Raw genomic sequence first — 21,108 nt, 5'->3', positions numbered from 1 at the left:
CCATGATGCGCGAGATCCCCAGCGCGGCAGGCGGCATCCTCAGTTACTTCACGCGTCACAGAACGGTGGCAAACCTGCTGCTGCTGGTGATGCTGGTACTGGGTGCGGCGGCAATCCCGAATATGCGGGCGCAGTTCTTTCCCGATGTGGTTTTGGAACGTGTCGACGTGAGTGTGGACTGGGATGGGGCCGGTCCCGAAGATGTGGACAACGGGATCATTCAGGTGCTTGAACCCGCCTTGCTGGCGGTCGAGGGTGTCGCCAGCACCGAAGCAACCTCGCGCGAGGGGCGCGCCAGCATTCGGCTGGAGTTCGAGCCGAACTGGGACATGTCCCGCGCTGTCGAGGAGGTCCGGACTGCCGTCGACAGTGTAACCAGCCTGCCCGACGATGCCGAAGAACCGACAATCCGGCGGGGCGCCTGGCGGGATCGGGTTACAGATGTGGTTGTGACAGGGCCTGTCGATCCTGATCAACTGGCCAAGTTCACGGACGAGTTGATCAACAGATTGTTCGCGGTCGGGGTGACGCGCACCACAATCCGGGGGCTTGCCGCGCCACGCATCGTGGTCGAGATACCGACCGCACAACTGATTGCCAACGACATCACACTGTCCGAGGTCGCATCGGCCGTCGCGGCTGAGGTCAACGCAAACCCCGCAGGCGATGTTACCGGGGCGAATGCCCGCATCCGTACAGGTACGGAAAAGCGCACACCCGAAGAAATCGAAGGCATCGCCCTGCGCAATTTTGCGGATGGATCCAAGTTGCTGGTGGGTGATGTGGCGCAGATCCGTGTGGAGGGGGTCAATCGCAATCGCAGCTACTTCGTGGGCGAAAATCCGGCGATGTCCGTGCGCGTAGATCGCTCGAATCTAGGTGACGCGATCGAAATTCAGCACACCGTCGAAGACGTCGTAAAGGAAATGCAAGCCAGCGTTCCCGAAGGGGTGACGATCGAATTGATCCGAACCCGCGCCCAGGCGATCACCGATCGTCTGGATATTCTGGTCGACAATGGTCTCGTCGGATTGGGCCTTGTTGTCTGTTTGCTGTTTCTGTTCCTGAACGCGCGGATTGCCTTTTGGGTCGCAGCAGGTATTCCGGTTGCCATGTCTGCCGCGATCGCCTTCATGTATATCGGCGGGCTGTCCATCAACATGGTGTCCCTGTTCGGCCTGATCATCACGCTGGGCATTGTTGTGGATGACGCCATCGTCGTGGGTGAACATGCCGATTTTCGCGCGCGCCGGTTGGGTGAGGCACCGATGGTGGCCGCTGAACGGGCGGCACGGCGTATGGCGATGCCGGTCTTTGCGGCGACCCTGACGACCGTGATCGCCTTTTTTGGTCTGACCCTGGTTGGCGGCCGGTTTGGCGAGTTGATCCGCGACATCCCCTTTACTGTTATCGCGGTATTGATTGCCTCACTGATCGAATGCTTCCTCATTTTGCCAAACCACATGGCGCATGCCATCGCGCATTCCACCAAAGAACACTGGTATGATCTGCCCAACCGCGTGGTCAATCGCGGGTTCCGCTGGGTGCGGGACCATTTGTTCCGCCCATTGATCGCCTGGGTCGTCTGGGCACGCTATGTGGTGGTTGCCATGATGGTGGTGATCCTGGCGAGTCAGATTGCCCTGTTCATTCGCGGCGACGTGAACTGGCGGTTCTTTAACGCGCCCGAGCGTGGCTCGGTCACGGGCAACTTCATAATGGTCGAAGGTGCCACCCGCGCCGAGACTGTGGCCATGATGCACGAGTTGCAACGTGCGACCGAAGAGTTGGGCCAAATCTATGAAGACCGCCACGGTCGCAACCCGATCGACTATGTTCTGGCCGAGGTCGGCGGGTCCGCAGGTTGGGGGCTGGCTGCTGCCGATGGTAAAGATGCTGATTTGCTGGGTGGTATTTCTATCGAGCTGATTGATGCGGATCTGCGCCCCTATTCCAGCTTTGAGTTTGTGGGTGAGTTGCAGGATTTTGTTCCTCGCCACCCGAAGGTCGAACTGCTCAGCTTCCGGGGATGGCGCTCGGGTCCCGGTGGTGATGCCATTGATGTCCAGTTCTATGGCGCGGATGTGAACACGCTCAAATCTGCTTCCGAGGATTTGCAGAACGAGCTGTCAAAATATCCCGAGGTTTCGGCGCTGGAAGACAACCTTGCCTATGACAAGGAAGAGTACATTCTGGACCTGACGGCACAGGGTCAGGCGCTGGGGTTCCGGATTGAAACGCTGGGTCGTGTGTTACGGGATCGTCTGAACGGGATCGAGGCGGCGACCTTCCCGGATGGCCCGCGCAGTGCCGAGATCAGGGTAGAGTTGCCTGAGGGAGAGCTGACCGCCGATTTCTTGGAGCGCACTCTGATGCGTACACCCGATGGAGTGTATGTGCCGTTGGCCGATATCGTTTCGGTCGAGCGAAAGTCCGGATTCTCGACCGTCCGGCGCGAAAATGGCCTGCGTGTAATCTCGGTAAACGGTGACATATCGGAAGACGATCCGACGCGCGCGGCAGAGATTGCACGTGCCATGGGCGAGGAAATCCTGCCTAAAATTGCCTCGGAACGACAGGTCGAATGGCGCATGGCCGGTTTGAGCGAACAGGAAGATGAGTTCCTGTCCGAGGCCCGTACTGGTCTGATCCTGTGTCTGACAGGGATCTATCTTGTACTGGCCTGGGTCTTTGCCAGCTGGACGCGGCCACTGGTGGTGATGGCGATTATTCCCTTTGGATTGGTCGGCGCGATATGGGGACACTATCTGTGGGACGTCCCGCTGAGCATGTTCACGGTTGTCGGCCTGTTGGGGATGACGGGGATCATCATCAACGACTCGATTGTTTTGGTGACGACCATCGACGATTACCAGAAAGAGCGCGGGCTTGTGCCTTCGATTGTCGAGGGCACCGCAGACCGGTTGCGGCCTGTGATGCTGACGACGCTGACCACAGTTCTGGGTCTGACCCCGCTACTGTATGAAGGGTCGCAACAGGCGCAGTTTCTGAAACCCACCGTCATTACTTTGGTCTATGGGCTGGGCTTTGGAATGTTGCTGGTCCTGCTGCTGGTCCCGGCGTTGCTTGCGATTCTGAACGATCTGTCCCGCCCAATGACAGCGATGCGCCGGGCGGCACGCGCCCCGGACCGAGTGGTGCAGGCGGCTTTGGCATGTACGGGTCTTACCGTGCTTTTGTGGTTTGCGCTCACGATGGTTTGGCCCGTGTTTTACGGCGCACCTATCGGGGTCTTGTCCGGGCTTTATGCACCCGACGACGGCATGGCCATTCTTCGCATGGGACTGGGTGCCTTCGTTGCGGGTGCTGCGCTGATTTTGTGCGTCAGCGTGATCATCTCAAGCCTGCTTTATGTCCGGCTAAGAAGACCTGCGACTTAAGCCCGCCGCAGCGCAGTTTCCAGTAAGTCGATGACGCGGTTACTCATCTCCAGTTCACCGCGGCGGATCTGATCCACCGGAAACCAGCGGGCGTCCAGCGCATCGTCACCCGCCAAGGGCCTGCCGGATCGATACTGACAGGCAACCCCCACCAGCAGGTAGTGGGTCAGGACTTCGCCACTGTCGTCGAGGCGCAGTAAATCGAGATTGTCCAGATAGTGCTGTGGTTCAGCGATGACTGAGGTCTCCTCGCGCAGCTCTCTTTGTGCGGCCTCAAGAACGGTTTCGCCCCATTCGACATGGCCACCGGGAAAGCCCCACAGGCCAGCATCGGGTTGCTTGCTGCGCTGCACCAGGAGCACATGGTCCTGATGCAGAACAACCGCCAAGGCGCCGATTTTCGGGGTTTGTGTCATGAAATCACCGGGCTCAGCCTGCGCTGCATCCCCGAATGTCGACCGCGTGATTTGCACCCAACACGGTGATCCGAATTTCCGACCGATCCAGCGCAAATGGCCCGCCTGTTGCGTTGATCACCTCAGAGGTTGCGATCAGAGTATTCCCGGTCCGCGTCGTCTCGGTCTGCGATGCCCACAACGCAGGGTTCCCCGGCTCAATCACCGCAACCTCGCGCCCGCCGGCAGAAGGCATTGTCACCCGTGCCTCGATCTGCATCCCGTCGGCTGTTGGCGACAGGTGACAGCTTGCCTGGGCCACGTTGGCTTCTCGTTCAGAAAAGGGTCTCTGGGCAAGCGCTGCGGCGATGGTCGGGTTGCGCCCGGCTTCTGCGTCCAGAGTATGGTCGAATTCCAGTTGTTCGGGGATACAGACATCCTTGCAGACGCCGAGATCCATTGTTCCTTGCAGCCGTACGGGCCGCGCCGGGTTTTTCGGCGTGATCTCGACCGGCAGAACCAGTTGGTTTTCATAGCCAATCGATTGCAGCCCGTTCTGGTCAAAGACATCCGGTGCGGGCCACGTAATCGACACTTCGCCAACATTGTCCGAGCGGTTCCAGTTGAACTCCGGCGGGATCCCGGCATCCCCCGGCGCACGCCAATAGGTTTTCCAACCGTCTTTCAGCGTCACGCGCACGGCGCTCAAATATGTACCCTTCGCTGTACGTCCGCCGTCCAGAATGTCCAACTCAGCAACAGGGCCTTTTACCTGCGCTGTCGCAGGTAAGGCCACGCCGATGGTAAGGGCGATCGCCGGAAATATCTTTTTAACGCTCATGGTTCATAAATGCGCGGTTGCGGCGCAGATTCCAAGTCACGTTCCGGTCACTGGGATGAAATCTGCGGAAATGTGCTCTGATCCCTTGCCATTCCGGGTGACCAAAGGTCATTGTTGAAACAGACCTGCTAAGAGATGTCGGCCCATGGATCTTACCGGAAAACTGTTGATTGCGATGCCCGGCATGGGCGATCCGCGTTTTGACCATTCAGTGGTGTATCTGTGCAGCCATGGTGAAGATGGTGCTATGGGGTTGATTATCAACAAACCTTCGGACTTGCGGCTGAAAACTCTGTTGAGTCAGCTCAACATCCCTTGCCGGATTCCGGTCGTGGGTGAACGTTTGGTCCATTTCGGCGGCCCGGTTGAGATGTCGCGTGGTTTTGTCCTGCATAGCTCGGATTACGAGGCGAACTTGCATTCCATGCACATCACGGATGAGTTCAGCATGACCGCAACGCTGGATATCCTCGAGGATCTTGCCTCGGGGCGCGGGCCTTTGAACTCCACTTTGGTGCTAGGCTATTCAGGCTGGGGGCCCGGTCAGCTTGAGGATGAGATTGCGATGAACGGCTGGCTCACGACCGAGGCGTCGTCCAAGCTGGTCTTCGATGTAGCCGACGATGAAAAATGGGGAGGTGCGCTTGCGACTTTGGGCGTTGACCCCTTGATCCTGTCAGCCGAGTCCGGGCGCGCCTGATCAGCCGTTACGCGGGGCCGCAGCGCGGCGCAGACGGTCGTTAATGGCCGCACCCAAACCATGTATCGGAATGGGCGTCACAGCAATTGGTCTGCCGGTGTCGTTCAGGCTGTGCAGCGCGGCGAACAGGTTGGCAGCGGCCTCGGCAAGATCACCTTTCGCTGACAGGTTCAGATCGCAGTCTACCGCGCCAAACCCCAGCAGAACTTCGTCGCCTTGGGCGGTGCCGGCGTTCAGACGGACGGGCGCATCCGGCGCATAATGCGATTGCAACTGACCGGGCGCGTTCAGCGCATCACCCGGTTGGTGGTGGTGCAACTGAGTCTTCAGAACCACCTCGATCTGTTCCAGCGCAACACCGCCGGGGCGCAAAAGGGCAGGCTCGCCCGCTAGACCCACAATGGTGCTTTCCAACCCGACCCCGCATGGGCCGTCATCCAGCACCGCGGCAATGCGCCCATTCAACCCGGACAGGACGTGCGCGGCGGTTGTTGGGCTGATTTGTCCGGATGGGTTGGCAGAAGGCGCGGCGACCGGGCCGTCAAACTCGGACAGCAACGCGCGCGCCGTAGGATGGGCTGGAACCCGCACCGCGAGCGTGTCTAGCCCGGCAGTTACCAGCGAGGATATCCCGTGATCCGGCCGCAGCGGCAACACCAAAGTCAGCGGCCCGGGCCAGAACGCGGCCGCCAAAGCCTCGGCATTATCGGACCATGTCACGAAACGCCGTGCAGCTTCGGCCGAAGCTACATGCGCAATCAGCGGGTTAAAACTGGGTCGTCCCTTGGCGGCATAGATGCTTGCCACTGCTTCTCCGTTACGGGCATCGCCGCCCAGGCCGTAGACCGTCTCGGTCGGGAAAGCCACCAGAAGACCCTGGCGCAGCAAGTCTGCCGCCTGCGCGATTCCGGCAGGATCGGCGTTTAATGTCAGAGTGCCGTTGGGGATCATTGGTGGTGACGCCGCGTTTTGATTGCGTATAGCATTTAGACCGATACCTAATCGGTGGAACCCAGATGCATAAAGGTGGGCGGTGGAAATTCCAAGCCCGTCAGCGTAAACGCAATCAGACAGCCCAGAGGGAAGACATGCCATATCGCGCCCCAATCTCTGATTATGAATTCTTGTTCCGCCACGCGGTCAATTTTGACAAGATCGCTGCTACCGAGAAATTCTCGGAAGCCAGCGACGATGTGGTCAGTGCCATTCTGACCGAAGCCGGAAAACTGTGCGAAGAGGTGATGGCCCCTCTGCAACGCCCCGGTGATCTTGAGCCCGCGCGCTTGGAAAACGGCGTGCTGCGTACCTCGACCGGGTATGCTGATTGCTGGAAAGCCATAGCCGAAGGCGGCTGGGTCGGAATGAGTGGTGATCCGGATTATGGCGGCATGGGTCTGCCGATGACGTTGACCACCGCCGTGAATGAAATGATGTCTGCCGCCTGCCTTTCGCTGCAACTTGCGCCGCTGATGACACAGGGCCAGATCGAAGCTCTGGAACATCACGCCAGCGATGAGCTCAAGGCGCTCTATCTGCCTAAGATGATGGCGGGTGAATGGTCGGGGACGATGAACCTGACCGAGCCGCAGGCTGGGTCAGATGTGGGGGCGTTGACATCAAAAGCGATCTCGAATGGTGACGGCACATATGCCATCACGGGGCAGAAGATCTTTATCTCATGGGGTGACAACGATTTTGCTAAGAATGTCTGCCATTTGGTACTTGCGCGCCTGCCCGATGGCGTTCCCGGAACCAAGGGTATTTCGCTGTTCCTGGTGCCCAAACTGCTGCCAGATGAGAACGGCAATCCCGGTGTGGCCAATGACCTGAAGGTCGTATCGGTCGAGCACAAGATGGGCCTGCACGGCTCACCAACCTGCGTGATGCAGTTTGACGGTGCCAAAGGCTGGCTTGTAGGCAAGGAACATGGCGGCATGGCCGCGATGTTCACCATGATGAACAACGCGCGTCTGGGCGTCGGTGGTCAGGGTGTGGGTGCAGCCGAAGGTGCCTATCAGCACGCGCTGGCCTATGCGTTGGAGCGGAAACAGGGCAAAACCCCCTCGGGCACCATTATCGACCACGCGGATGTGCGTCGGATGTTGATGAGCATGCGTGCTGACACTTTCGCTGCGCGTGCGATTATGCTGGCCAACGCCGCAGCCATCGATATGGCCAACGCAACGGGCGACGCCGATTGGATGTCACGTGCCGCTCTTTTGACGCCGATTGGCAAGGTTTTTGGCACCGAGACGGGAATGCGCGTATCTGAGACCGGTGTTCAGGTCCATGGCGGTATGGGCTTCATCGAGGAATCCGGTGCGGCTCAGTATTATCGCGACGTCCGCGTGACCGCGATCTACGAGGGCACCAACGGTATTCAGGCGATGGATTTGGTGGCGCGCAAGATGATGGATGGCGGAGAGGCGGCCGCGCGCCTGCTGGATGAGATCGAAGATCATGCAGAACAGGCCCGGGCGACCATGCCCGAACTGGCTGGCCCCGTCTGGGAAGCCACCGAAAGCCTGCGCGAAACGACCGAGTGGATGGTCGCGCAGTCCGATATGAACAACAGATTTGCCGGTGCGGTGCCGTACCTGCACGCCTTCGCCCGTGTACTGGGTGCGCATTACCACCTGAAATCTGCTTTGGCTGAACCAAATGGCCCACGCTTAAAACTGGCCCGGTATTATATCAATGCACTGTTGCCTGAATACGCTGGGCTGTTGGTACAGGCTCAGACCGGCGCAGACGATGTGTTCGGTCTAAGTGCTGAAGAGCTTGTAGTCTGATGGACGGTGATACCCCTTTGGCGATCAGATATCCCTGGTCTGAGCCTCCGGCCGAAGGCGAGGCGACCGAGATCGCCGAAGGTGTCCTGTGGATGCGTTTGCCGCTGCCCATGGCGCTGGATCACGTTAACATTTATGCGCTGGACGATGGTGACGGCTGGACAGTGATCGACACAGGAATGTCGTCGAAAAAAACACGACGCATCTGGGAAAAGCTTATGGCAGGCCCGTTGGCGGGCAAGCCCATCAAGCGGGTGGTCGTGACCCACCATCACCCCGATCACGTGGGCAATGCGGGTTGGTTTCAATCTGAGCATGGTGTGGAACTGGTGGCGTCGCGCACCGCCTGGCTGTTTTCGCGGATGCTGCAGCTGGACGTTCAGGAAAGCTGGCCGCAGGAAACGCTGGACTACTACCGCAGTGCAGGAATGGCACCCAACATTCTGGCCAAGCGGATGGCCGAGCGCCCCTTCAACTATTGCGACACTGTCTATCCGATGCCGTTGGGGTTCACCCGGATCAAGCAAGGTAGCGTGATCCGCATTGGTGGGCGCGACTGGGATGTCCACATGGGCAACGGCCATGCCCCCGAACACGCCACGTTCTGGAGCCGAAACGACAATCTGGTGATCACCGGCGATCAGATCCTCAGTTCGATCAGTCCCAATCTGGGTGTCTATGTCACCGAACCTTTGGCGGATCCGGTTGCGGAATGGCTTGAGGCCTGCGAACGGCTTCAGGGGCTGGCGCGACCCGATCATCTGGCGCTGGGCGGGCACAAGCTGCCATTCACCGGGCTGCCCATTCGGATGAGGCAACTGATCGACAACCACCACAGTGCATTGGATCGTTTGCAGAATTATCTGGACCAACCAAAGACCGCAGCCGAGTGTTTCCTGCCTTTGTTCAAACGTCAGATCAGCGGTGGCGAGTATGGGCTTGCGCTGGTCGAAGCGGTTGCACATCTGAACCATCTTTACCACATTGGAGCTGTCACCCGGACGCGCCGCGCGGACGGGGCGTGGGAGTTTCAGCGCAAAGGGTAAAGCCATGCAGGATCAAATCGAAACCTCGGCCGAGGCCGCCGAAGCCGCAGCTTTGCCGCGCTGCTACGAAGTGCATTCCGACCCCGAAGCAAAGTCAGGCGCAAAAGACCTGCCTGGCCCGTTGCAAAAGCCGGTCGAAACGAAAAGCCCCGCGCAGTGGGCTTATGAGCGGCTGATTCTCTATATCCAGAATTTCGAAAAGACGCTGACCGGCGACCAAGAGGTCGCGATGGGATTCACCGGCGGCGACGCAGGCGTCATGCGGATCGAGGGGATGGGGTATTTCGATCCCGATATCATCACCTTTTACGGGTCCGATGCGACCGGCGCGCGCACTCAGCTTGTACAACATGTCAGCCAGTTGAACGTGATGCTGCGGGCCCTGCCCAAATCGGTTGAGGATAAACCAGCCAACCGGATCGGGTTCCGTCTGGCGGCGGATCTGGAAGAAAGCTGATCACCTGACTTGCAATTCACGTCTGCGCAGCCTTGAATGAGTTTACCATTCAAGGGGGCCTCACGTGACCACTTTCTCTGCCGTTACAAGTGCCTACAAAGGATCGTGGGCCCGCCGCCGTGTATTTGTGCCTATCTATCTTGTTGTGCGCCTGCTGTTGGTTGCGCTGATTGCGCCCGGCGTGGCGATTACGGTGAATCTTGCCGTATCGCTATCCAACCAGACGGCGCTGACTGATCAGGCGATCGCTGCATTCATCCTCTCACCTGCTGGGTTTATTGCGGCCGTTGTGGTTCTCAGCCTGTTTCTACTGGCCGAGGTGTTTGTATTCTCGGTCATGGCCGGGTCGCTGCGGATGGCAGAGCCGGACCCATGGCGCGCCGGCAGTTCTTCGATCAGGCTGATCCTGTCGCGGCTTCCATCCCTGTTTGGATTTGCGGTGCGCTTTGTTGTGCGCGTTTTGCTGTTGGTTCTGCCCTTTGCGATCGTTTCTGCCGTGATCGCGTGGTGGACGCTGACTGAATATGACATCAACTATTATCTGACCTTCCACCCGCCCTCGTTCTGGGTGGCTGTGGTGCTGATCGGGGCGGTTGCGCTGGCTATGGCTTGGGTGTTGATCCGACGCCTGTCAGCCTGGGCTTTGTCGCTGCATTTGGTTTTGTTCGAGGGCGTTCACCCCGGACATGCGTTTGGCATCAGTGCCAGTCGGATGGAAGGTAAGCGCGGACGCCTCAAGATAGAGTTGGCCATCTGGCTGGCTGTGCGCCTTGTCATCGCTGCCGTGATCGCCTGGGTGGCCGGGCTTTTGTTCGCACTGGTGCCGCTGCAAGGCGCAGCCAACCTGAGATTGGCCCTGATTTACAGCCTCGCCGTCGCCGGTATCTGGTCACTGGCCGGACTGGTATTGGCAGCCACGGCTCTGGGCGCATTGGCAGTTCTGCTCGATGGGTTCTTTGATATCCAGACATCAGAACCAACCCCTCCAAAGCCGCGCAACCTGCGCAGAACAATGGTCACGGCTGTTGGGGCCGCCATCGTTGCTGTTCTTGTTGGGATATGGTTCGGGCAGCACCTTCTGGAAAGGGTGAAGGCACCGGACCGTGCAGAGGTTATCGGTCATCGCGGCGCTGCCGCGCTGAAGCCCGAAAACACGATGGCCTCGGTTCTCAAGGCGATTGAGGACGGGGCCGACTGGGTTGAGATCGACGTGCAGGAAACTGCGGATGACGTGGTCATCGTCGCCCATGACAGTGATTTCATGAAACTGGCCGGTGTTAACCTCAAGGTGTGGGATGCTACGATGGAGGATATCGATCAGATCGACATCGGCAGCTGGTTTGGCCCTGAATACGCAGATGAGCGGACGCCGACGCTGCGCGACGTGCTGGAGGCGGCGAAGGGCAAGGCCAAGGTCATTATCGAACTGAAATACTACGGCCACGACGTAGACCTTGAGAATCGGGTTGTCGCTCTGGTCGAAGAGCTGGGCATGCAGGACGACATTGCAACGATGTCCCTGAAATACCCGGCAGTGCAAAAGATGAAGACGATTCGCCCCGACTGGCGCGCCGGTGTTCTGGCCGCGACTGCTGTGGGTAATCTCTCAGGTCTCGAAGGTGATTTCGTTGCGGTGAACGCTGCGATGGCGACGCCGGGCTTGGTCAATTCGGTCCATGCGGCGGGCAAGGACATCTATGTTTGGACAGTGAATGATCCGCTGCAAATGTCGGCGATGGCGTCGATGGGGGTGGATGGGCTGATCACGGACCGACCAGCGATGGCGAATGAAGTTCTGCGTGTGCGCGCCGAAATGGGGCCGGCAGAGCGTTTGTTGCTATGGCTGGCGACGACCTTTGGCATGTCCTTTGATACTGAGGCGATGCGCGATGAAAGCCCTTAAACTGGCAGCAATCCTTTTGTTGAGTGCCGCGCCAGCCTCCGCGCAAGACGTCATGCGCAGCTTTGAGTTGCCCGCGCATCGCTCCCTGATGGCAGAGCGCAGCAACGCAGAGTTGACTCCGTTTGAAACGGATGGCTGTTCGGGTGGTCTTTCGGCCAGCTGGCGTTTTGTGGCGGATACATTCCCCAGCTTTCGGGGACTGTATGAGGCGCACCCACCGTGGGAATACTGCTGTGTGACCCATGATCGCGCCTATCACCATGCAGGCGGCGCTTTGCGGGCCGAAGACAGCTATGACGCGCGCTTGTCCGCGGACGACACCTTGCGTGCTTGCGTCAAACAGCATGGAACAGACCATGCCGAGGAATATGCCGAGCGCTATGACATGACGGCCGAACAAATCCGTACTGCTCATTCTGTCACGGCCGAGGCGATGTACGCGGCGGTCCGATTTGGCGGCGGCCCCTGTTCGGGCCTGCCCTGGCGTTGGGGTTTTGGGTATCCGGGGTGCTCGGTGTTCCCACCTTTGGCCCCTGCGCGCGAATGACGTGGTGACAGGCCCCGGATTTTCCATTATCCAACATTTCAAACACGCGAATTAGGATTCTGAGACTCATGGCTGAACACAAGCACGGCGAAATGGATATCACTGTTCAAACCAAAACCTTTGATGGGTTCGTCAAAGCCACCACATGGTGTGTGGTTGCCATCGCCCTCCTTTGCCTGTTCCTGGCGGTCTTCGCCGCATAATCCAATACGGGGTTGACCTTGATCCGGATTTTGATTGCCTGCCTGCTGGCAGCAACTGTTGCTGGCTGCACGGGATCGCAGCGCCCGCAAGCCGACCGGGCCGAGGTCGTTGCCCGATCCTATCGTGATCCGGGGCCTTCGACCCTGACGCTGTATACGATGATCAGCACGCGCACCGGGTCTGGTGCCCATACTTCGTTGATGATCAGCGGCAGCGAGCGGGTGATCTTTGATCCTGCGGGGTCTTTCCGCGCAGATGTGGTTCCGATCAAGGACGACGTACTGTACGGTATCACCCCGAATGTCGAGCGCGCCTATCGCAGCTCGCACGCGCGCGAGACACATTATGCGCGTATCCAGACGATTCAAGTCAGCCCGCAACAGGCTGAGATCGCATTGCAGCTGGCCAAGCAATCCGGTCCGGTCGCAGGTGCCTATTGTGCGAATTCCACCGCGTCGCTGCTGAAGCAGGTTCCGGGGTTCGAACAGATCGACGTGACCTTTTTTCCGGTCAAGCTGTCGGATCAATTCGGTCAGCTTCCGGGTGTTGTGACAACGGAGTATCGTGAGAACGACGATGCCGACCTGCAAAAAGGTCTGGCCGCCAACAATGCGGCACTGAACCAACTGGAAACGGTCTCAACCCAATAAGTACAGCAACCCGTACAGTGTTGCGGCGCCGCTGAAGATTGCTGCCAGCACATTCTTTGTGATCACTCCAACGCTTAGCGCAACCGCGGCGGCCGCCATCCGTGGAATGTCGGGCTGCCCTTCAGTTGCGGTTGGCCAAACAACCAGCGGTGCAATCAGGGCTGGCAGGATGGCGACAGCGGTATAGCGCAAGTGGCGCAACAGCCAGGGAGGCATCGGACGATCCCCGACGAGGCCGATAAAGACAAACCGCAAACTATAACTGCCAATGGCAAGTCCAATGATGATGGACCAGATCGTGACCGGATCAACAGGGGTCATTGTGTGGCCTTTTTGCGTTCGGCGAACAATTCGGCCTGAGCGCCGGCCATCATGCCGGCACATCCGGCAATCAGCAGGCCCAGATTGTATGGGATGCCAGCGGTCATCAAAGAAACGACAATGGCCACCAGCGCAGCCACCACATGGGGCAGGGTGCGCATCATCGGCCCGATCATTGCCAGAAATGTAATCGGCAAGGCAAAGTCCAGCGCCCAGCTTTCGGGAATGCGCGTGCCAAGAACCGCGCCCAGATAGGTCGCAAATATCCATAGCGGCGTGATGGGGGTGACCGAGCCCACGAAATAAGCCATGCGCTGGGGCACCGTCATCCTGGGTTCTTTTTCAAACTGCACGATTGAACAGGCGTAAGATTGATCGACGGTCAGGTAGGCTGCACATGCCCGCTGCCACATCGGCGCAGCCCCCAGATAGGGCGTCAGTGACGCTGAATACATCGCCATCCGCAGGTTCACCGCCAGGGCAGAAACAAGAATAATGGCCGTCGGCGTCTGATCCTGCAGCAATTGCAGCGCGGCAAACTGCGCGGCACCCGCAAAGACAGTGGACGTGAACGCCATGGTTTGCACGATATTCAACCCGGCCTCGGTCGCGAAGACGCCGAACAGGGTGCCAAACGGGATCGCCACAAAAATGAACGGGGTCCCGTCGCGAAAACCCTTCCAGAAGTATGACTTGGATGTGGTGTCTGCCATGGCTAAATCCTATGGTGATCCCCGCAGCAGTAGCGGTCTTGGGAAAGGGTTGCAATTGGCCACGGAACAGAACCAGTCAGACTACATCATCGCCCCAGATCCCGGTGCGCCCCGCCTGACTCGCGCCGTTGAAGGCGTGGACCAGAATGGTGAAGTCAGCCAGATCTCGGTGGTCGAGGAACGCCCGCTGACGATTTTCCTGAATTCGCAAGAGATCGTGACGGCGATGACGATCGGTGACTACCCCGAGTATCTGGCGCTGGGGTTCCTGCGCAATCAGGGGATGCTGCTGGTCGATGACGACATCACGCGCGTCGATTACGATGAAGATCTGGAAACCGTGGTGGTACGCACCGCGCGCGAGACCTCGTATGAGGACAAATTGAAGAAAAAGACCCGCACCAGCGGCTGTGCGGTCGGCACGGTGTTCGGTGACATGATGGAAGGATTGGAGAACGTGCGCCTGCCGCAGGTCTCGGTCCGCACGTCGTGGCTCTATGATCTGGCGGCCAAGATCAACCGTACCCCGTCGCTGTATCTTGAGGCTGGGGCGATCCACGGTACAGTGCTGTGTCACGAGAACCGCCCGTTGGTTTATATGGAAGACGTGGGCCGCCACAACGCTGTCGACAAGATCGCCGGCTGGATGCTGTCCGAAGGTGAGGGGGCTGAAGACAAAATCCTCTACACCACCGGACGTCTGACCTCGGAAATGGTGATCAAGACCGCGATGATGGGCATCCCGGTTCTGGCGTCGCGATCGGGCTTCACCGCATGGGGCGTAGAGATTGCCCGCGAAGTCGGACTGACACTGATCGGTCGGATGCGTGGGCAGCGCTTTGTATGTCTTTCAGGTGAGGACCGACTGATGCGTGATGTGGATCCGGCGACTGTGGCGGTCGAAGATAAGAAACACAAAAGGAAAAGTTCCCAGTCCTGAAATCCGTTGGGTAACCAGTCGTTCTGAGAAAACTCTGCAAGTTCCAGAAGATGTACACTAAGGTGGAGCAACTCAGAGTGGAATTTTGGATGGTTGCCACGTAGGGAAGCTATGGAATTAATCAGTTTAATTGCACCGGTCTTCGCGGTGATCTTGACGGGGTACGTGTTTTCTTGGACGAATCTTCTGGGTAAAGACACGTCAGAAGCTCTGGTGCAGTTTGCCGTTTACGTCCTGATCCCCGCCATCATGTTTTACCTGATTGGTCAGGAGGAGTTTGAGAACCTTCTAAACTACGGTTTCTACGTGTCGTATGGCGGTACGATACTGGCTCTTTTTGCCGTCCTGTTCATCGGTTTGAAGGCGCTGACGAGTTTTCAGGTCGGATCAGCAACCGTTTTGGCCTTTGCTGGCGTTGCCTCGAACACAGCGTTGGTTGCGCTGCCCATCCTCCATGCGATTTTTGGATCAAAGGGGGCGCTGCCGGCCGTATTGGCAAATCTGGTGGTCGCCATTCTGCTGTTGATCATGACCACCATTCTAGAGACCTCGGCCGGTCACAAGGCAAGCGCCAAGACACCCATTTACAAGATCCTTCTGAATGTTTTGAAAAACCCGATAATCGCGGCAACGTTGTTGGGCGTTCTTTACTCTTTCACAGGTATTGGGTTTTCCGACGCCGTTTCGGATTATTTAGAGCTTATGAGCCAGGCGCTTGCAGCTGTTGCGCTGTTTGCGATCGGGTTTACCACAAGTGTTCGCACGATTGTTCAGACTGGACCGATGATCCTGTTCTTGACGGTAGTAAAACTTCTCGTTGTTCCGGGGGTCGTGCTGCTTGCGGGGCATTTGATCGGGCTGGATCCGCTTTGGATCATTGCGGCGACGGTCTCTGCAGCAGCGCCCACGGCAAAGAGCATCTTTTTGCTGGCCAAACATTATGATCAGGAGCCGCAGCTCGCCGCTCACGTCGTGTCGGCGACCTCGTTCCTGGCGGTCGGGACTTTGATCCTGTGGCTGTTTGTCCTGCATCATCTGCATCCTACCGCGTTCCAATTGAATTGAGTTCGCTCTACAAAGTTGCGATCTATTGATCACTTGGACGCAAGCAACAAGGTGCAGCAATGAACACCCCTTTGGGCGTAATCCTCGCAGGCGGCCTCGCCACCCGTATGGGCGGCGGCGACAAGGGTCTGTTGCAGATCGGGGGCCAAAGCCTGCTGTCTCATGTCATTGACCGGTTTGGCCCGCAGGTCGACGGTCTGGCGCTGAACGCCAATGGCGACCCCGAGCGGTTCGCCGATCTGAACCTGCCGGTTCTGCCCGATACGATTGAAGGTTTCGCCGGGCCTCTGGCGGGTGTGCTGGCGGGGCTCGATTGGGCAGCTGAACAAGGGGCCGACAGCATAGTCACAGCCGCTGCTGATACGCCGTTTTTTCCACGCGATCTTGTGGCGCGGCTGACCGACGCTGCCCAAGGGCAAACACATCCTCTGGTGCTGGCCACCACGCCGCGCACCGGGGATGAAGCGCTAAAGTCCGGCGGCGGCAAGCGGGTCAACAGGCATCCGACATTTGGGCTCTGGCCTGTCGCCCTGCGCGATGATCTGCGGGATGCCTTGAATGACGGGTTGCGCAAGGTTGTGCTGTGGACCGACAAACATGACGGGCGTGAGGCCCTGTTCCCGGCGGACCCATTCGATCCTTTCTTCAACGTCAACACGCCCGACGATCTGGCGCGGGCGCAAAAGCTGCTGGAGCAGGCATGAGGGTCTTCGGCGTCACCGGCTGGAAAAACGCGGGCAAAACCGGCCTAATGGAGCGATTAGTGGCCGAGATTACCGGGCGCGGCTTCACGGTTTCGACAGTCAAACACGCGCATCACGCCGTCGATGTCGACCAGCCCGGAACCGACAGTTTCCGCCATCGAGAAGCCGGTGCGTCCGAGGTGCTATTGGCATCCGGCAAGCGTATTGCCGTGATGCAAGAACTGCGCGGGGCACCTGAGCCGCCTTTGGCTGATCTTCTGGCTCGGCTGCTTCCGGTCGATCTCGTACTGATCGAAGGTTTCAAACGAGAAAGCCACCCCAAGGTCGAAGCGTTTCGTGCCGAGGCCGGCAATGCGTTGATGGCCCCGGAAAACAGTACGATCCGCGCTGTCGCCAGCGATACGCCCCTGCAGGTACAGGTTCCGGTGTTTGATCTGGACAACACCGCCGCAGTCGCGGATTTCATCTTGAAAGAGGTCGGATTATGACGCCGCCAAACATCACGCCTCCGCCCCTGCGAAATGATTGTTTTGCCTTGCCTGCCGGGGTCAACTGGACACCAGTGGACGACGCGCTGGCCTTGTTGCGATCTCGGTTGACGGTGGTGACTTTGGTCGAAACGGCTTTGATCGGGCAGGCTGTGGGGCGGATACTGGCAGAAGACGTTTTTGCGAAACGTTCAAACCCACCGCAGCCAAACACGGCCGTGGATGGTTATGGGTTTTCCGGGGCCGCCCCCGTGGGTCCCCAAGTGATGCCGCTGCAGGATGGGCGCGCTGCGGCTGGTATTCCGTTTGATGGCGCGGTGCCACACGGCAAGGCACTGCGCGTGTTGACCGGCGCAGCGCTGCCTACCGGTGTGGATACGGTCATACTGGAAGAAGACGTGACCGTTCAGGATGGTCACATCGCCTTTCACGGCCCGCTGAAACAGGGCGCCAATGCCCGCAAAGCTGGCGAAGACGTGGCCGAGGGCGATTTGGTTCTGCCTACCGGGCGCAGATTGACCCCTGCTGACATGGCCCTTTTGTCGGCCACCGGGATATCCGAGGTCGCGGTACGCAAGACGCTGCGCGTTGCGGTTCTCTCGACCGGGGATGAGCTGGTCGAGCCTGGAAACTCTGCCGGACCCGGCCAAATATTTGACGCCAACCGTCCGATGCTGTTGTCGATGATCGCGCGACTGGGCTATGAGCCGGTGGATATGGGGCGCGTGTCCGACGACCGGGAAGATCTGCGTGACAGGCTGGACAAGGCGTCAGAACAGGCCGACGTCATTCTGACCAGCGGCGGCGCGTCCGCCGGGGATGAAGATCATGTCTCAGCCCTATTGCGAGAGGCCGGTGCGATGCAGGAGTGGCGCATTGCGCTAAAGCCCGGCCGCCCATTGGCGCTGGGTATGTGGAACGAAACGCCCGTATTTGGCCTGCCGGGTAATCCCGTCGCAGCCAAAGTCTGTACGTTGATCTTTGCCCGACCTGCACTGGGTCTGATGGCGGGCGAGGGCTGGTCCGAACCGCAGGCGTTCAATTTGCCTGCTGGTTTCGAAAAACGAAAAAAACCGGGGCGGCGCGAATACTTGCGCGCCCGTGTCCGAGACGGTCAGGTCGAGGTTTTTGCATCGGAAGGATCGGGTCGTATCAGCGGCCTTAGCTGGGCCGAAGGGCTGGTCGAGATTCAGGATGGCGCATGTCACATCAGGCCGGGTGATCTGGTGCGGTTCATTCCTTATGGCAGCTTTGGGTTGTGATCAGTCAAATGTACCCGCGACGCGCCCAAGCAGCATGAAAGCGCGGGCGGTTCGTGTGTCGCCCAATGCAGTCAGGTCCGCGTCGCTGGCAACCGGTTCAAATTCAACGATCATGTGATCAAAACGGCGTAGGAAATGATGCACGGCGTCCCGGAATATCGGGTCCTGCTTCATCCGCGCTGCCGTCAGTGCCAGCGAAGACCGGTCCCTGATCCCGCCCAACGCGGCAACCGCGCGGCCGCGCGCGCCCTGTGCGAACTGTCGCCAGATTTCGGGACGCGCCATATCCGGGCGCAGATCGTCCATATAGATGCCTTCCTGGCTCAGCAGTGTAAGCACGTCCTGCGAAGCCTGCACCAGTTGGGCGGTCTTGCGATCCCGTAGCGCCAGCCTGAGGGCATCGAACCCTTCGGCGTCATCCTGTGTTTCAGGAAAGTTCAGCGCCCGAATGAAGGTATCGGTCGTCAATGGCGGCGCGATATCTTCGGCCGGAGTGCCCAGTTCCAAAGATGTCTGGTCGCCTGTGGCAACTGATGCTTCGCCGCGAACCGGCTCGGTCCGTTTCGACGAAAACGTCGCCAGCGCGGTTTCTGCTTTTTTGGCGGTCTCGGCGATTTCGTCCAGCTTTTTGCTGACACCGGGTTCTTGCAAACTGGCGGCGCGCTGTTGCTGAATTACGTAAGCCTGACGGATTGCATCTATTGCGGTCTGCAGCCGGGCGCTTTCCTCGCGCATGACGCGGCTGGCGCGCATAGCCATAGCGGCGACCCAAATCATCGCCACCGGCATGAAAACAGCCAGCAGAGTCACGACGAATCCGCCGCCATCGACCTTGTCGGGAAGCGCCAGAAACACAATCGACACGATCAGCCAAACCACGCTAAGCGCGACGGCAACGATCTCGATCTCGGTTACCGAAGGATGCGAAGGCTTGTCATATATCCCCAAAGGGGTTGGCCGTTCGGGATCTTGTTCGGGATTGGGCTCTGACATGGTCAAGGCTCCGGTCAGGCATACTCGATACTTAGAACTTCATAGGACCGCACACCGCCGGGGGTGCGTACTTCGACACTGTCGCCTTCTTCCTTGCCGATCAATGCCCGCGCGATGGGGGATTTGATATTCAGCAGGCCTTTTTCAATGTTGGCTTCGTATTCGCCAACAATCTGCCAGGTCTTTTCCTCGTCAGTGTCTTCATCCACCAGGGTGACCTTTGCGCCAAATTTGATCGCGCCGTTCAGTTTGGCGGGGTCGATCACATCGGCCAGCGACAGAATGCCTTCCAGCTCTTTGATGCGCCCTTCGATGAAGCCCTGCTTTTCGCGGGCCGAATGATACTCGGCGTTTTCCTTCAGGTCGCCCAGCTCGCGCGCTGTGGCAATAGCTTCGATGATCGCCGGGCGCTCGACCGATTTGAGGTTCTTCAGCTCCGCCGCGAGAGCGGCATTGCCCGTAGGCGTCATTGGAATCTTTTCCATGTTCTTGTCGTCCACGCATAAATTGTTTCGCCCCGCCGCATGAGACAAGCGTCGGGGCGAATTGATGGGTCGTCGAATACCTGACCCAAATGAGGCGTGAATTGCAAGGGGGCTTGGTCGCGCAACGCGCGGATTACGGCCTATGGTGATCGGGAAAAGCCTGAATCGCCAATACCCTGCCGCGCTTCGCGCCCTCCGGGCATTGACGATGAAGATTCTATCAGGTGCTTCCCAGAACACCTTAATCGTAGCTAATCACTTCGAATTCGATGTCATTGTCGTCATTGAAATAGAACCGCCGACCCGGTTCGTAATCAGCATGGGACTTCGGCGTGAAGCCGGCGTCGATCACCTTTTTCTCGATCGCGTCGATGTCTTCGACCAGAACACCCACATGGTTCAGCCCGCCGACGATGTCATAGCTGCTTTCCCCGGACGGTTGTGGATCGCTGGGCGCGTAAAGCGCCAGATAGGTGTGCTTGGAGCCCACGTGGACCGTGTAGCCGCCTGCAATTGCCGGGCCTTCCCAGCGTGTTTTCCAACCAAATACCTTGTGCATCCACGCAGCCGAAGCTTGCGGGTCGCGAACGGTGAAATTGGTGTGTTCAAGTGTCGCCATCATGGGATCTCCTTCGTGTTTTGAGGCTTGTCCCGACTCACCATAATTCCTAAACCTAACTTTAGATCAAGAGATTTTTCAGGAGGATGTGATGGCAGCTTCGGAAGGGTTGGCAATTGGCGCGTTGGCCCGGCGCACAGGCTTGGCCGTTTCGGCGATCCGGTACTATGAGGCGCAAGGTCTGATATCACCCTGGCGCAATGCGGGCGGGCAGCGGCGATATCAGCGTGCAGACATCAGACGGCTGAGTTTTGTGATGATTGCACAGCAGTTCGGTTTGACTCTGCCCGAGATTCGCGAGGTACTGTCTGGCCTGCCCGGAAACCGCACGCCAACACCGAAGGATTGGCAGGACATCAGCAAAGGGCTGAGGGCCCATCTGGACCAGCGAATCGATACCCTGACGCGTTTGCGCGACAATTTGGATGGCTGCATCGGCTGCGGGTGTCTCAGCCTGCCGAAATGCGCCCTCTACAACCCGGATGACCGCGCAAAATCCCATGGTAGCGGTCCCAGGTACCTGATGGGAGACTCACCCGAGGCATAACTGCCGCATTGCAGCAAAGTTACGCCGTGTTTTGA

General features: G+C 58.7%; 23 protein-coding genes. 15 read left to right on the top strand and 8 right to left on the bottom strand.

From position 1 onward, the window contains the following. The first annotated feature begins 2 nt into the window (after nucleotides 1–2). Nucleotides 3–3,401 (top strand): efflux RND transporter permease subunit, encoded by a 3,399-nt coding sequence (locus tag AC2FI9_RS11145; RefSeq protein ID WP_496767626.1) that lies wholly within the window; start codon nucleotides 3–5, stop codon nucleotides 3,399–3,401. Here AC2FI9_RS11145 and AC2FI9_RS11140 read toward each other — a convergent pair. Then, nucleotides 3,398–3,817 (bottom strand): NUDIX hydrolase, encoded by a 420-nt coding sequence (locus AC2FI9_RS11140; protein ID WP_496767623.1) that lies wholly within the window; start codon nucleotides 3,815–3,817, stop codon nucleotides 3,398–3,400. The genes AC2FI9_RS11145 and AC2FI9_RS11140 overlap by 4 nt on opposite strands. A gap of 13 nt (nucleotides 3,818–3,830) precedes the next feature. Beyond that, on the bottom strand, nucleotides 3,831–4,637 hold the full coding sequence (locus AC2FI9_RS11135) for a protein-disulfide reductase DsbD domain-containing protein (protein ID WP_496767621.1): 807 nt from the start codon (nucleotides 4,635–4,637) through the stop codon (nucleotides 3,831–3,833). Nucleotides 4,638–4,782: 145 nt separating this feature from the next. Between AC2FI9_RS11135 and AC2FI9_RS11130 the strand changes: the two genes are divergently transcribed. Then, nucleotides 4,783–5,337 carry a YqgE/AlgH family protein gene (locus tag AC2FI9_RS11130; RefSeq protein ID WP_109312945.1) on the top strand — a complete coding sequence of 185 codons (555 nt, stop codon included), beginning with the start codon at nucleotides 4,783–4,785 and terminating at the stop codon, nucleotides 5,335–5,337. Here the strand turns inward: AC2FI9_RS11130 and AC2FI9_RS11125 are convergent, their stop codons facing one another. Continuing rightward, nucleotides 5,338–6,288, bottom strand: coding sequence for an L-threonylcarbamoyladenylate synthase (locus tag AC2FI9_RS11125; RefSeq protein WP_496767619.1), 951 nt, complete (start codon nucleotides 6,286–6,288; stop codon nucleotides 5,338–5,340). A gap of 137 nt (nucleotides 6,289–6,425) precedes the next feature. Between AC2FI9_RS11125 and AC2FI9_RS11120 the strand changes: the two genes are divergently transcribed. The 7 genes from AC2FI9_RS11120 to AC2FI9_RS11090 all read left to right on the top strand — a co-directional run bounded on the left by AC2FI9_RS11120 (nucleotide 6,426) and on the right by AC2FI9_RS11090 (nucleotide 12,936). Continuing rightward, complete coding sequence (locus AC2FI9_RS11120) at nucleotides 6,426–8,129, top strand: acyl-CoA dehydrogenase family protein (protein ID WP_496767617.1); 1,704 nt, start codon at nucleotides 6,426–6,428, stop codon at nucleotides 8,127–8,129. Next, on the top strand, nucleotides 8,129–9,175 hold the full coding sequence (locus AC2FI9_RS11115; protein WP_496767615.1) for an MBL fold metallo-hydrolase: 1,047 nt from the start codon (nucleotides 8,129–8,131) through the stop codon (nucleotides 9,173–9,175). The genes AC2FI9_RS11120 and AC2FI9_RS11115 overlap by 1 nt, the downstream gene beginning before the upstream one ends. A gap of 4 nt (nucleotides 9,176–9,179) precedes the next feature. After that, on the top strand, nucleotides 9,180–9,632 hold the full coding sequence (locus tag AC2FI9_RS11110) for a DUF6173 family protein (RefSeq protein ID WP_058273581.1): 453 nt from the start codon (nucleotides 9,180–9,182) through the stop codon (nucleotides 9,630–9,632). Between the two features lie 64 nt (nucleotides 9,633–9,696). After that, nucleotides 9,697–11,535 carry a glycerophosphodiester phosphodiesterase gene (locus AC2FI9_RS11105; RefSeq protein ID WP_496767613.1) on the top strand — a complete coding sequence of 613 codons (1,839 nt, stop codon included), beginning with the start codon at nucleotides 9,697–9,699 and terminating at the stop codon, nucleotides 11,533–11,535. Further along, nucleotides 11,522–12,082 (top strand): hypothetical protein, encoded by a 561-nt coding sequence (locus AC2FI9_RS11100; RefSeq protein WP_496767609.1) that lies wholly within the window; start codon nucleotides 11,522–11,524, stop codon nucleotides 12,080–12,082. Before AC2FI9_RS11105 ends, AC2FI9_RS11100 begins: the two co-directional genes overlap by 14 nt. Nucleotides 12,083–12,150: 68 nt before the next feature. Then, nucleotides 12,151–12,285: an aa3-type cytochrome c oxidase subunit IV gene (locus tag AC2FI9_RS11095; RefSeq protein ID WP_058273578.1), complete on the top strand. Its 135-nt coding sequence runs from the start codon at nucleotides 12,151–12,153 to the stop codon at nucleotides 12,283–12,285. Between the two features lie 18 nt (nucleotides 12,286–12,303). Beyond that, a complete protein-coding gene (locus AC2FI9_RS11090) occupies nucleotides 12,304–12,936 on the top strand; it encodes a hypothetical protein (protein WP_472722817.1) in 633 nt (210 codons plus the stop codon). Here the strand turns inward: AC2FI9_RS11090 and AC2FI9_RS11085 are convergent. Further along, nucleotides 12,925–13,257, bottom strand: coding sequence for an AzlD domain-containing protein (locus AC2FI9_RS11085; RefSeq protein ID WP_058273577.1), 333 nt, complete (start codon nucleotides 13,255–13,257; stop codon nucleotides 12,925–12,927). The genes AC2FI9_RS11090 and AC2FI9_RS11085 overlap by 12 nt on opposite strands. Beyond that, nucleotides 13,254–13,970 (bottom strand): AzlC family ABC transporter permease, encoded by a 717-nt coding sequence (locus AC2FI9_RS11080; RefSeq protein ID WP_496767607.1) that lies wholly within the window; start codon nucleotides 13,968–13,970, stop codon nucleotides 13,254–13,256. The genes AC2FI9_RS11085 and AC2FI9_RS11080 overlap by 4 nt, the downstream gene beginning before the upstream one ends. On the opposite strand from AC2FI9_RS11080, the gene AC2FI9_RS11075 reads away from it, so the two are divergent. The 5 genes from AC2FI9_RS11075 (at nucleotide 13,969) to AC2FI9_RS11055 (ending at nucleotide 18,429) form a co-directional block, all read left to right on the top strand. After that, nucleotides 13,969–14,910, top strand: coding sequence for a formate dehydrogenase accessory sulfurtransferase FdhD (locus AC2FI9_RS11075; protein ID WP_496767605.1), 942 nt, complete (start codon nucleotides 13,969–13,971; stop codon nucleotides 14,908–14,910). The genes AC2FI9_RS11080 and AC2FI9_RS11075 overlap by 2 nt on opposite strands. A 111-nt stretch (nucleotides 14,911–15,021) precedes the next feature. Next, the gene (locus tag AC2FI9_RS11070; RefSeq protein ID WP_496767603.1) at nucleotides 15,022–15,975 is read left to right on the top strand and encodes an AEC family transporter; all 954 of its coding nucleotides are present in this window, start codon (nucleotides 15,022–15,024) and stop codon (nucleotides 15,973–15,975) included. Nucleotides 15,976–16,034: 59 nt separating this feature from the next. Further along, nucleotides 16,035–16,679, top strand: a complete 645-nt coding sequence (mobA, locus tag AC2FI9_RS11065; RefSeq protein ID WP_496725796.1) for a molybdenum cofactor guanylyltransferase MobA — start codon at nucleotides 16,035–16,037, stop codon at nucleotides 16,677–16,679. Further along, nucleotides 16,676–17,167, top strand: a complete 492-nt coding sequence (gene mobB / locus AC2FI9_RS11060) for a molybdopterin-guanine dinucleotide biosynthesis protein B (RefSeq protein ID WP_496767601.1) — start codon at nucleotides 16,676–16,678, stop codon at nucleotides 17,165–17,167. Before mobA ends, mobB begins: the two co-directional genes overlap by 4 nt. Then, the gene (locus tag AC2FI9_RS11055; RefSeq protein ID WP_496767599.1) at nucleotides 17,164–18,429 is read left to right on the top strand and encodes a molybdopterin-binding protein; all 1,266 of its coding nucleotides are present in this window, start codon (nucleotides 17,164–17,166) and stop codon (nucleotides 18,427–18,429) included. Before mobB ends, AC2FI9_RS11055 begins: the two co-directional genes overlap by 4 nt. Here AC2FI9_RS11055 and AC2FI9_RS11050 read toward each other — a convergent pair whose 3' ends face one another. The 3 genes from AC2FI9_RS11050 to AC2FI9_RS11040 all read right to left on the bottom strand — a co-directional run bounded on the left by AC2FI9_RS11050 (nucleotide 18,430) and on the right by AC2FI9_RS11040 (nucleotide 20,529). Beyond that, entirely contained in the window at nucleotides 18,430–19,422 is a 993-nt protein-coding gene (locus AC2FI9_RS11050; protein WP_496767597.1) for a hypothetical protein, read from the bottom strand. A 14-nt stretch (nucleotides 19,423–19,436) separates the two neighbouring features. Next, nucleotides 19,437–19,907, bottom strand: coding sequence for a transcription elongation factor GreA (gene greA / locus AC2FI9_RS11045; RefSeq protein ID WP_496767595.1), 471 nt, complete (start codon nucleotides 19,905–19,907; stop codon nucleotides 19,437–19,439). 241 nt (nucleotides 19,908–20,148) lie between these two features. Further along, nucleotides 20,149–20,529 (bottom strand): VOC family protein, encoded by a 381-nt coding sequence (locus AC2FI9_RS11040; protein ID WP_282152501.1) that lies wholly within the window; start codon nucleotides 20,527–20,529, stop codon nucleotides 20,149–20,151. 88 nt (nucleotides 20,530–20,617) lie between these two features. Between AC2FI9_RS11040 and soxR the strand changes: the two genes are divergently transcribed. Then, nucleotides 20,618–21,073 carry a redox-sensitive transcriptional activator SoxR gene (gene soxR / locus AC2FI9_RS11035; RefSeq protein ID WP_496767593.1) on the top strand — a complete coding sequence of 152 codons (456 nt, stop codon included), beginning with the start codon at nucleotides 20,618–20,620 and terminating at the stop codon, nucleotides 21,071–21,073. Nucleotides 21,074–21,108 lie beyond the last annotated feature (35 nt).

Source organism: Ruegeria sp. CDSA246, from assembly GCF_059611225.1.
This window is presented reverse-complemented; position numbering and strand designations above follow the sequence as displayed.